The organism is Paraburkholderia sp. (genome assembly GCF_035948235.1).
Classification (GTDB): domain Bacteria; phylum Pseudomonadota; class Gammaproteobacteria; order Burkholderiales; family Burkholderiaceae; genus Paraburkholderia.
This window is the reverse complement of the sequence record NZ_DASZJJ010000250.1, coordinates 1-10,645: the sequence shown is the minus strand read 5'-3', so window position 1 is coordinate 10,645 and position 10,645 is coordinate 1. Positions and strand designations below refer to the sequence as shown.

Annotated in this window: 9 protein-coding genes; 4 read left to right on the top strand and 5 right to left on the bottom strand. The window is 67.9% G+C overall.

Annotation, left to right across the window (positions count from 1 at the left end):
* Positions 1–169: 169 nt before the first annotated feature.
* The gene (gene clpP / locus VG320_RS21975) at positions 170–814 is read right to left on the bottom strand and encodes an ATP-dependent Clp endopeptidase proteolytic subunit ClpP (RefSeq protein WP_327202177.1); all 645 of its coding nucleotides are present in this window, start codon (positions 812–814) and stop codon (positions 170–172) included.
* A 212-nt stretch (positions 815–1,026) separates the two neighbouring features.
* On the opposite strand from clpP, the gene VG320_RS21970 reads away from it, so the two are divergent.
* On the top strand, positions 1,027–2,037 hold the full coding sequence (locus tag VG320_RS21970) for a sigma-70 family RNA polymerase sigma factor (protein ID WP_327202176.1): 1,011 nt from the start codon (positions 1,027–1,029) through the stop codon (positions 2,035–2,037).
* On the opposite strand, the gene VG320_RS21965 is transcribed toward VG320_RS21970, so the two are convergent.
* From VG320_RS21965 to VG320_RS21955, 3 genes are all read right to left on the bottom strand, one after another.
* Positions 2,034–3,305 (bottom strand): EAL domain-containing protein, encoded by a 1,272-nt coding sequence (locus VG320_RS21965; protein ID WP_327202175.1) that lies wholly within the window; start codon positions 3,303–3,305, stop codon positions 2,034–2,036. The two genes, VG320_RS21970 and VG320_RS21965, sit on opposite strands and share 4 nt — an antisense overlap.
* 243 nt (positions 3,306–3,548) lie before the next feature.
* Positions 3,549–5,015, bottom strand: coding sequence for a multidrug transporter subunit MdtD (mdtD, locus tag VG320_RS21960; protein ID WP_327202174.1), 1,467 nt, complete (start codon positions 5,013–5,015; stop codon positions 3,549–3,551).
* An 83-nt stretch (positions 5,016–5,098) separates the two neighbouring features.
* On the bottom strand, positions 5,099–6,559 hold the full coding sequence (locus VG320_RS21955) for a PLP-dependent aminotransferase family protein (protein ID WP_327202173.1): 1,461 nt from the start codon (positions 6,557–6,559) through the stop codon (positions 5,099–5,101).
* A gap of 213 nt (positions 6,560–6,772) precedes the next feature.
* Here VG320_RS21955 and VG320_RS21950 point away from each other — a divergent pair, with 213 nt between their 5' ends.
* Together VG320_RS21950 and VG320_RS21945 are read left to right on the top strand one after the other, a co-directional pair.
* On the top strand, positions 6,773–7,147 hold the full coding sequence (locus VG320_RS21950; RefSeq protein WP_327202172.1) for a DUF2917 domain-containing protein: 375 nt from the start codon (positions 6,773–6,775) through the stop codon (positions 7,145–7,147).
* A 79-nt stretch (positions 7,148–7,226) separates the two neighbouring features.
* Entirely contained in the window at positions 7,227–8,657 is a 1,431-nt protein-coding gene (locus VG320_RS21945) for a CoA transferase (RefSeq protein ID WP_327202171.1), read from the top strand.
* Positions 8,658–8,691: 34 nt separating this feature from the next.
* Here the strand turns inward: VG320_RS21945 and VG320_RS21940 are convergent, their stop codons facing one another.
* Positions 8,692–9,438, bottom strand: coding sequence for a GntR family transcriptional regulator (locus VG320_RS21940; protein WP_327202170.1), 747 nt, complete (start codon positions 9,436–9,438; stop codon positions 8,692–8,694).
* 212 nt (positions 9,439–9,650) lie between these two features.
* On the opposite strand from VG320_RS21940, the gene VG320_RS21935 reads away from it, so the two are divergent.
* Complete coding sequence (locus VG320_RS21935; protein WP_327202169.1) at positions 9,651–10,496, top strand: aldo/keto reductase; 846 nt, start codon at positions 9,651–9,653, stop codon at positions 10,494–10,496.
* The last annotated feature ends 149 nt before the right edge of the window (positions 10,497–10,645 follow it).

Below are 10,645 nucleotides of genomic sequence, written 5' to 3'. Positions count from 1 at the left end.
GCTGTCCGCCGACGAGGCCTACCGCATCGTGGAAGTCATGCTGCAGGTCGTGAAAAGCCTCAACCCGCTTTATGCCGCCGCGAAACCCAGGGAGCGCAAGCTGCTGGTCGCCGAATACAAGGGCGTGCTGGCGGCGTGGCTGGCGGTGCGCCTCGTGTGACCCGGGCTGCTAGCGCGGCGTTTGCTCGTCGCGCGTGTGCAGCACCCGGTCGATCAAACCGTATTCCGCCGCCGCATCGGACGACATGAAGTGGTCGCGATCGGTGTCGCGCACGATCTGTTCGAGGTCGCGCCCCGTGTGGGCGGCCAGCATCGCGTTGAGCCGCTCGCGCTGATACAGCACCTCGCGCGCCTGCACTTCGACATCGGAGGCCGTGCCCTGGCTGCCGCCCGAAGGCTGGTGGATCATGATGCGGGCGTTCGGCAGTGCGAAGCGTTTGCCGCGCGCCCCGGCGGCCAGCAGAAACGAACCCATGCTGGCCGCAAAGCCCGTGCACAGCGTGGAGACATCGGGCTTCACGAACTGCATGGTGTCGTGGATCGCCATGCCGTCGTAGACCGAGCCGCCCGGCGAGTTGATGTAAAGGCTGATGTCTTTCTCCGGATTTTCGGCTTCCAGAAACAGCAGTTGCGCGACGACCACGCTCGCGGTTTGCTCCGTCACCGGCCCGACCAGGAACACGATGCGTTCGCGCAGCAGGCGCGAGTAGATGTCGTAGGCGCGTTCGCCTCGCCCCGAGGTCTCGATGACGGTCGGTACGAGGTTGAGCGCGTGTGGCGCGATTGCTGCATGATGCTGGACGTTGGCGTGCATTTGAGGCCTCTGGTTGCGGTGGTTTTGAAGAGCGGCGCGGCGGGGCGCGCCACTGCCTGCAAGACGCCTCGCGAGTCCCACGCGTGACGGAAATATTTTTGCGCGCGGCTGTCACATCGGCGGCGTGCCGGACGTCATGAGGGAAAGGACGGCGCGGGCCGTCCGCGAAAACAGGGCGCGCTTGCCGTGCGCCCGGCGAAGGAGCGACGCGAATGACGGTGATCGATCAAATACGCGATGAAGTGAATGCGCCGCAAGCACTCGAATGGGACGAAGTGCGCCGCGCGGCCACTTTCGACCTGGAGCGCGCGCGCCTGCTGGCGCTGGCCGGGCGCGTGCTCGGCAGCCGCGCCGAGGCCGAAGACGTCGTGCAGGACGCCTGGTTTCGATGGCGCGATGCCGACGCCGCGGCGGTGCGCACGCCCCAGGCGTGGCTCGCCACGGTCACGGTGCGTCTGGCGATCGACCGGCTGCGCAAGCTGCGCCGCGACAGCGCGATGGAGGCGGGTCTGGCGGGCGATGCGTCCTGGCTCGACGGCTGCGCGCCGTCGGCCGAGGAAACGGGCCTGCGCGCCGCACATCTTTCCGAAGCGCTCCTGATGCTGCTGGATCGGCTCGGGCCGCTGGAGCAGGCCGTTTTTGTGCTGCGCGAGGCCTTCGAGTGCGACTACGCGGAGATCGCCGCGCTTACCGGCTGCACGCTGGTGCATTGTCGCCAGATCGTGCATCGCTCGCGTATGAGGCTCGCGCGTGAAGCCTCGCCGCAGTCAGTACGCACCGACGCCGCCGATGCGGCGCAGCACGCGCGCACGGTCGAGCGTCTGCGCGATGTGCTGCACGCGCAGGACCGGATCGGCCTGATGGATCTGCTGGGTGTGACGGCGACTGCGCTGGCGACGGCTAGCGCGTCGCATCAGCCGCGCGCCGCGCTGCGCGTTGAAATGCTCGCGCTCGACAACGAGCCGGGCATCGCGCTGGTGGCCGGGGATGGCGAACTGGCCGCCTGGCTGCACGTAAGCGAATCCGACGACGGGTTGGGCGCGATGCCCGTGATCTGCGTGGCTGCAGGGGGCGCCGGGGGCGTCGTGCAGGGCGCGAATCGCGTCTTTGGCGGGGCGGCGGTGCGTGCGCTGCTCGCGCGGTACTCGACACAGAACGGCGCCCGCAGCGGCGCCGCGTATGTGTCGATGTCGTTTGACTCCGCGCTCGCGGTGATTGCCTAGCCGCGTTGCGCGGCTTCCCAGTTGATGTCGACGCACAGCACCTGCAGGCCGTGCGCCGTCTGCGCGGCGATCGAGGCTGTCACGCACAGGTGCGCCTCGTTGATCGACAGATAAGGCGGCGTGAACTGCACGTTGCCAGGCGACTTCATCGCGCCGATGAAGTAGGGGCGGCGCTCCCAGCTTGCGCCTTCCGAATGCAGCAGCGGTCTGAAGCGCTTGGCGCGCTGCGAGGTGCGTCCGTCCGGCAGCACGTTGTCGCCGATCTGGCGGCCCGAGGCGTCCAGCAGGAAGCTGCGCGCCGTATCGGCTAGGCCGAGCAGCGGCAAGGTGGCGTCGCTCATGTCCGCGCCCGCGGCCAGTTGCGCCGCCGCCGCTTCGAGCGCGCTCACATACGGCGCAAGACGCGAACACTGGGCCCGCTCGCGCGCGCTCACGCGCTCACGCAGACGCGCCGACAGATCGTCCATCAGACTCGCGGCCACGGCGGGCGGCACCGGCTGCACGTCGGGGCGCGCGAAGTGCGAGCCTTGCACGAAATCGGCGCCGCTCTCCAGCGCGATCAGCGCGTCGCGCTCGGTCGATAGACCGCCCACCAGCACCAGCTGGCCGGACTCGTGCAGCATCGACACGAGTCCCGGCAGCACGCGCTCGATATGCGCGTGGCGGCTCGCCTGCGCGAGCAGGCTGCGGTCGAGCGTGACGATATCGGGGCGTAGCTGCCAGACGCGGTCGATGTTCGAATGCTTCGCGCCAAAGCCATCCAGCGCGATCACGAAACCGGCTTTGCGCAGCGAATCGATGATCTCGGCAAAACGCGAATTCTCGCCGCCCGCCTGTTCCGACACTTCCAGCACGACGCGCTGCGGCGGCAGGCCGAGCGCCTTGATGCCGGCCAGCAGGGCGTCGCCGTAGCTGGTGTCCATCAGCGCGGCGGGATGCAGGCTCAGGAACAGCCATTCGTCGTGCGAATCGAAGGCGTTGAAATTGCCCAGATGCAGCGATTCCGCCAGGCGCCCGAGTTCGAGCAGGTCGCCGCGGCGCGCTGCCTGGGTGAAGACCTCCTGCGACGGCACCTGCTGGCCCTGTTCGTCGTGCGCGCGCAGCGACGCGTGATAGCCGATTGCGCGGCGATGGGCGACCGAAAACACCGGCTGGAACACGCTGAAAACGGTGTATCCGCCGTAGAGCACGGTGCGCCGGGCGCCTTCTTCGCCCGCGATGGGGCGCGACTGGTAGCCGGGGGGATCGAGGTCGATCATGCTGTTCATAGGCCTGATAGGCGCGCGCTGTGGGCGGCGCGGGCACGTCCCGACGGGGCGTCCCACGCGGTGCGCGCGATCCTCAAGTTTACATTACTGGACAGGCGTGCAAAAAGTATGCGCGCTCAGACACAAGGCGCAACGGATGATCCGCGCTGGATCAAGCGGGATTTTGAGAGCGCGCGTGGTGCTTGTGGCAGCTCGTCGGGCACTCGCACGGCGCGCCCCATGCACCGTTGCGGTGCGTTTGCCTCAGGCGCGCTCGGATGGGTCGGTTTTCTTCGCCGTGCGGCGCACGTCGTCGGAAAGCTGGGCGAAGATCCACGAGGAGGCTGCCGTGATGACGCCTACGCACACGAAGGTCGCGTGGAACGCCGGGATCACGTTCGAGGCCGTCATATGGCCGATCAGCCCGGTGAAGGCCGTGAGCATGGCGCCGGCGACCGTCACGCCCAGACTCATCGACAGCATCTGCACGAGCGAGAACAGGCTGTTGCCGCTGCTCGCGCCGCCCATGCCCAGGTCCTTGAGCGTGAGCGTATTCATCGCCGTGAACTGCATCGAATTGACGCCGCCGAATACGGCCAGTTGCACGATGCGCAGCCACAGCGGCTCGTTCGGCGTGGACAGCGCGAAGCTCGCCATCATCAGACCGACCAGCACGGTATTGACGACCAGCACGCGGCGATAGCCCACGCGCGTGATCAGATGCGTGACGAGCCGCTTCGAACCCATGCCCGCGGCGGCGACCGGCAGCATCATCAGCCCGGCCTCGAACGGCGTGTAGCCCAGCGCCACCTGCAGCAGCAGCGGAATCAGATACGGCATCGCGCCGCTGCCGATGCGCGCGAACAGATTGCCGAGCAACCCCACGCTGAAGGTGTGGATCTTGAAGAGTTCGAGCGAGAAGATCGGCGTCGGCGAGCGCTGCGCGTGCAGGCCGTAGGCCACGAAGGCGGCCAGCGACACCACCAGCAGTACCAGCACGACCGCTTGCGGAATGCCCAGCTCGGAATGGCCGTCGAGCGCGAACGAGATCGTCACCATGCCGGTCACGAGCAGCAGATAGCCGGGCACGTCGAATTTCGCCGTGTCGGGGTTGCGGCTGTCGGGCATGAAAATGAAGGTGGCGATGCAGCCGACGATGCCCACCGGCACGTTGATCAGAAAGATCCAGTGCCACGAGGCGATCTGCACGAGCCAGCCACCCAGCGTCGGGCCGATCAGCGGGCCGATCAGGCCCGGGATCGCGACGAACGAGAGCGCGGGCAGATAGCGTTCGGCCGGGAAGGTGCGCAACACGGCCAGGCGCCCGACCGGCAGCAGCATCGCGCCGCCCACGCCCTGCGCGATGCGCGAGAGCACAAGCTGGTTCAGCGTATGGGCGCTGGCGCACAGCAGCGAGCCGACGGTGAAGACGAAGATCGCGCCCATGAAGACGCGGCGCGTGCCGAGCTTGTCGGCGAGCCACCCCGACACGGGAATCATGACCGCCATCGTCAGCGAATAGGCGATCACGACTGATTGCATGCGCAACGGTAATTCGCCGAGGCTCGTCGCCATCGCGGGCAGCGCCGTGTTGACGATGGTCGAGTCGAGCGTCTGCATGAAGAAGCCCGTCGCGACGATCCACAACATCACCGAGAGCGATCTGGGCGAGGGTGCGAAGCTGGATGGGGTGCTGGACGAAGCGCTGGACGTGGTGCTGGGTTCGGACATGGGGGCGGCGCGGCGAGCAGGGCTAACAGCCGTTATTGTAGGGAAGCCTGCGCGTGCGCGCGCTCAAGCGGCTGGCCCGTTCATCAGCGCGGCAGGCGCGCAGCCGCCGCGAAGAACGCCTGGGCACGCGGGTCCTGCGCGAACGCGGCGTTGATGCGCAGCCACGGGCTGGGCTCGCCGTGCGGGCGGAAGTGGCTACCAGGCGACGCGCTCACGCCCAACGGCTCGCCACAGGCGACAAGCCGCGTCGAATCGTCGATATGCGGCACACGCGCCCAGACGAATTTGCCGCCCGTCTGCTGATGGGCGCGGCCACTGGCCGGCAACCCCGTCGGACCTGACGATGCAGCCGGGCCGCCAAACATTTCCCAGCCGTGTTCCTCCAGCGTGCGCGTGGCGCTGCCGAGCGCCTCGGCGAGGCGCCTGCGCAGCCGCTCCAGGTATTTGCGATAGGCGCCGCGCTCGAGCAGCGTGGCCGCCACCGCCTGGGTGAAGCGCGAGCCGCTGATGCTCGTCAGCGCCTTGATCGCGGCGAGGTCGCGCACGATGGCGGGGCTCGCCACCACATAGCCGATGCGCAGCGACGACGACAGCGTCTTCGACAGCCCGCTCACGTACACCACATGCTCGAACTGGTCGAGCGCGGCCAGGCGGTCGGTGGGGTCGGTCTGGAAATCGGCGTAGATATCGTCTTCGACGATGGTGAAACCGTGCTCGCGCGCGAGCTGCAGCAGCCGGAACGCCACGGGCGGTGAAATCGTCGTGCCGGTCGGGTTATGGAACACCGTGTTGACGAAGAACGCGCGCGGACGATGTTGCGCAAGCAGCGCGTGCAGGTGTTCGAGATCGGGGCCGCTCGCGCTGCGCCGCACGCCAACCAGGCGCAGGCCGTGCAGCTTCAGGAGTCCGTAGAGGTTGTAGTAGCCCGGGTCTTCGACGAACACCGTGTCGCCGGGCTTGAGCATGTAGCGGATCAGCAGGTCGAGGCCCTCGCTCGCGCCTTCCGTGATGAGGATCTGCGAGGCCTCGGCGGCGATGCCCAGCGGTGCGAGGCGATTGCGCAGATGCTCGCGCAGAAGCGGTTCGCCCAGCGGCGAGCCGTAGTCGATGAGGCTCGACGGGTCGGTGCGCGAGACATGGCGGATCGCCTGGCCAATCGCATCCACGTCGCGCCAGGCCTGCGGAACCGAGCCGCTGTCCAGTTGCAGGGTCTCGCCGGGGCGGTTCAGATGCGCGAGCAGATGGCCCGATTCGTCGGCGGCATTCGAGACGTCGCAGGTGCCCATGCCCGCCATGCCCGCGCGCGCATATTCGCTCACGTAGAAGCCCGAGCCCTGGCGCGAATCGAGCCAGCCCAGCGACACCAGCCGGTCGTAGGCTTCGATCACGGGAAAGCGGCTGATGCGGTAGTCGGCGGCGAGCTGGCGGATCGACGGCAGCCGCGCGCCCGGATGCGCCGAGCGCGAGCGGATCCAGGTCTGCACGCCGGCGACGATCTGTTCGGTGAGCGGCACGCTGCTGGCGCGGTCGAGGTCGAGTTTCATGCGGGTCTTGCGCGAGCGCGAGCGAGGGTGTTGATCGGAAGTGTCCGGTTTTTTGACTGCACAGTTCCGGGTGAACTGTTCGGAACTGTGCATGGGGCCGCCTGACACTGACGGCAATAATGCTCCCATCCGGAACACGCTTCAAGGCGCTTTTTTAACGTGGTGAACAGGACCACGAACCGCCCGCGAAGCGACATGGCGAGGAGCCTGGCAATGCGCGAAATCCGAATTTTCGAACTGGAACACGGCGAACCCGCCGAGACCTGGCGGCTGGCGCAGGCGATGCAACTACACGTAAGCGAAGGCGAACTGTGGCTGACGATCGACGGCGACGCGAGCGACTACTGGCTGCGCGCGGGCGAGTCGATGGCGCTGCTTTCTGGCGCGCGCGTCTGCCTGAGCGCGGGGCGTGACGGCGCGCGATTCGTGCTGGCGCTTGGTGGCGCGTCGGCGCGCGTGGCGACGGGTTTGCATCGGCATGCCGTCAGCACGGGCGTTTTCGGCTGGGTTGCGCAGGCGCTGCGCATGCGGCTGGCACGCTCGGCCCGTTCCGCACGTTCGGCATGGAACACGCACCCCGCGGGTTGATTACCTCCGTCAAGATTGATCGCGTGGGGGCGCTGCCCGTAACCTGACTGGACTTCACCCAAGCCCACAGGACGCTGCCATGACGCCCCGCAACGCACTCGAACACCTCTGGATGCTGGCCCATCCGCAAGCTGGCCAGAACGCGACTGATGCTGCAACTGCTGCGCTCGATCTGATCGACGTGCAAGGCGACGATCCCGGTTTGCCTTCGGTGTTTCGCGTCGGCACGCTGGCGGCGGCGTCGATCGGAGCGGCGGGGCTGGCGGCCGCGCGCCTGCATGCGCTGCGCGGCGGTCCCGACCAGCGCGTCTCGATCGACGTGCGCCGCGCGCTGGCGGCGTTTCGCAGCGAACGCTATCTGAGCGTCGATGGCGGCGCGCCGTTCGAATTGCGCCATCCGGTGACGGGCTACTTCGAGACGCGCGACGGCCGCTGGATTCAGTTGCACGCGAACTTTGCCCATCATCTGCATGGCATCCTGCGCGTGCTCGGCTGCGGCGAAAGCCGCGATGAGGTCGCGCGCGCGATCCGCTCGAACTGGGACGGCGCGGCGCTCGATGCGGCGCTGGCCGAGGCCGGCCTGTGCGCCGCGCTCGTGCGCACGCCGCGCGAATGGGCCGCGCACGAACAGGCCCACGCGGTGGCGAGCCTGCCGCTGTTCGAAATCGAACGGATCGGCGACGCCGACGCCCCCGCGCTCAAGCCCGGCGCGCGCCCGCTCGAAGGCGTGCGTGTGGTCGATCTCACGCGCATCATCGCGGGGCCGGTGGCGGGGCGCACGCTCGCGCATCACGGCGCCGACGTGATGCTCATCAACGGTCCGCATCTGCCCAACATCGCGCCGCTCGTGATCGACAATGGCCGCGGCAAGCGCTCGGCCACGCTCGATCTGCGCGAGGCCGCGGGCCGCGAGCAACTGCACGCGCTGATCCGCGACGCCGATGTTTTCCTGCAAGGCTATCGTCCGGGCGCGCTCGCCGCGCACGGCTTCGCGCCCGAGGTGCTGGCGCGCGAGCGGCCCGGCATCGTCTGCGTGTCGATCTGCGCGTATTCGCATCGCGGGCCGTGGCGCGAGCGGCGCGGTTTCGACAGCCTCGTGCAATCGGCCAGCGGCATTGTGTGGAGCGAGAGCACGGCTGCGGGCGCTGCAACGCGCTTCGACACACCGCGTCCGCTGCCTTGCCAGGCGCTCGACCATGCGAGCGGCTATATCGCGGCGTTCGCGACGATGGTGGCACTGGCGCGGCGCGCGCAGGAGGGCGGCAGCTGGCATGTGCGCGTGTCGCTCGCGCAGACGGGCCGCTGGCTGCAGACGATGGGCATGATCGAGGATGGTCAGCAGACCGGCGAAGTGAGCGCGCAGGACGTGGCCGATTGCCTCGAAGAGACGCTTACGCCGTTTGGCCGCGTGCGCGCCGTGGCGCCCGCCGAGCGGCTCGAGCGCACGCCCGCGTTCTATGCGCGTTCATGCGTGCCGATCGGCACCGACCGGCCGCAGTGGGGCGCGTGAAACTTGTGAAACGCGCCTGCGCTGCAGGTGAACCTTACTTGCGCAGTTCCGCGACGAAGTCGTAATAGTCGTTGCGACAGTAGGTATCGGTCAGCTCGATCGCGCGCTGATCGGCGGTATAGCCCACGCGCGTGATGAGCAGCAGCGCTTCATTGGGCGCGATGCTCATCTGTTTCGCGATTTCCTCGCTGGCGTTGACCGCGCGGAAGTGTTGCAACGCGCGCACGATCGACAATCCGCGCTGCTCCAGGAAGCTGTAGAGCGAATCGCCGATGGCGTTCGGATCGGGAATCAGCGCGGCGGGAAAGGTCGAATTCTCGACTGCCATGACGATGCCGTCGGCCAGACGCAGGCGCTTCAGGCGCGTGACGGCGGCGGCGGGCGACAGACCGAGCTGGATCACCTCGTCGCGGCTCGCGGGCTGGATCTCCCGCGAAAGCCAGCGCGAAGCGGGCGTGAAGCCGCGCTGGCGCAGCATCTCCGAAAAGCTCGTGAGACGCGAGAGCGGATCTTCGTAGCGCGGCGTGATGAAGCTGCCCGCGCCCTGGGTGCGACGAATCAGACCCTGCTCGACCAGCAGCGCGATGGCCTTGCGCGCGGTGATGCGCGAGACGCCGAGCGCATCGGCGAGCACACGCTCGGAGGGCAGCGCCTCGCCGGCGGCCCAGCGGTTATCGTGGATCGCATCGCTGAGCTTGCGCGCGAGCTGCAGATAAAGCGGCGTGTCGTTTTCCGGGTCCGGGCGCAGGCCGTGCCAGCGGTCTTCCGTGGGTTCGTTCATGGGAGGCAGGCATGAGAGGCGAACGGCAATTTTATGACATAGGGGCCGTTGCGCGGAAATGACCGGCTTATCGCTGGACGCATGAAGTGGTGCGAGTCGAGACGCTACACTGGACCTTCGCCGCAAAGGCGCGCCCGGATATGCCTCACGGTTATGGGGTCGTCGCGGCTTCGTAGGCTTCGTATCGCAGTTTGCACGCAAAGGACCACAACATGACGACCGATAACGCCAGCATCGCGTTGCCCGGCGGCGAGCGCATCGCGAAGCTCGGGCAGGGCACATGGGAGATGGGTGAACGTGCCGCGCGGCGCGCCGACGAAATCGCCGCGTTGCGCGAAGGCGTGGCGCTCGGCATGACGCTCATCGATACCGCCGAGATGTACGGCGACGGCGCGACCGAATCGCTGGTGGGCGAAGCGCTCGACGGGCTGCGCGAGGAAGTATTTCTCGTCAGCAAGGTCTATCCGCACAACGCCAGCCGCCGCGGCGTGGAGCGCGCCTGCGAGGCGAGTCTCAAGCGCCTCTCCACCGACCGGCTCGATCTCTATCTGCTGCACTGGCGCGGCGGCGTGCCGCTCGAAGAGACCGTCGCGGGCTTCGAGGCGCTCGTGCGCGCGGGCAAGATCCGCTACTGGGGTGTGAGCAACTTCGACACCGAAGACATGGAAGAACTCTTCGCGATTCCTGGCGGTGAGGCCTGCGCGATGAACCAGGTGCTCTACAACGTGGCGCGGCGCGGGCCCGAATTCGATCTGTTGCCGTGGAGCGCGCAGCGGGGCGTGCCGGTGATGGCGTATAGCCCGGTCGATCATGCGCGACTGCCCAGGCGCTCGCCGCTCGACGATATCGCGGCGGCACATGGCGTCTCGGTGTATCAGGTCGCGCTGGCGTGGGTGTTGCGCGAGCCGGGTGTGTGCGCGATTCCGAAGGCCGGGCGTATCGACCATGTGCGCGATAACCGTGCGGCGCTCGATCTCGTGCTGGGCGCACAGGATCACGCGGCACTCGACGCGTACTTCAAGCCGCCGCGCGCCAAACGTGCGCTGGAGATGCTGTAGGGAAGTGTGCAGGGGAGAGGCGTGGCGCGCAGGAGGGAAGGCGGGGGAGGCCGCTGCGCGCTACGAGGTCTTGTGACGTCTTGTCGATCAGGATAAAGCTGGCCGGGCTGCAAGCAGACAGGGCTGCTTGCCGGGCTCCGGCCCCCGGC

Coding starts and splice junctions, on each gene's coding strand:
- clpP (WP_327202177.1), bottom strand. CDS start 814: ATGCACGCCAACGTCCAGCATCATGCAGCAATCGCGCCACACGCGCTC.
- VG320_RS21970 (WP_327202176.1), top strand. CDS start 1,027: ATGACGGTGATCGATCAAATACGCGATGAAGTGAATGCGCCGCAAGCA.
- VG320_RS21965 (WP_327202175.1), bottom strand. CDS start 3,305: ATGAACAGCATGATCGACCTCGATCCCCCCGGCTACCAGTCGCGCCCC.
- mdtD (WP_327202174.1), bottom strand. CDS start 5,015: ATGTCCGAACCCAGCACCACGTCCAGCGCTTCGTCCAGCACCCCATCC.
- VG320_RS21955 (WP_327202173.1), bottom strand. CDS start 6,559: ATGAAACTCGACCTCGACCGCGCCAGCAGCGTGCCGCTCACCGAACAG.
- VG320_RS21950 (WP_327202172.1), top strand. CDS start 6,773: ATGCGCGAAATCCGAATTTTCGAACTGGAACACGGCGAACCCGCCGAG.
- VG320_RS21945 (WP_327202171.1), top strand. CDS start 7,227: ATGACGCCCCGCAACGCACTCGAACACCTCTGGATGCTGGCCCATCCG.
- VG320_RS21940 (WP_327202170.1), bottom strand. CDS start 9,438: ATGAACGAACCCACGGAAGACCGCTGGCACGGCCTGCGCCCGGACCCG.
- VG320_RS21935 (WP_327202169.1), top strand. CDS start 9,651: ATGACGACCGATAACGCCAGCATCGCGTTGCCCGGCGGCGAGCGCATC.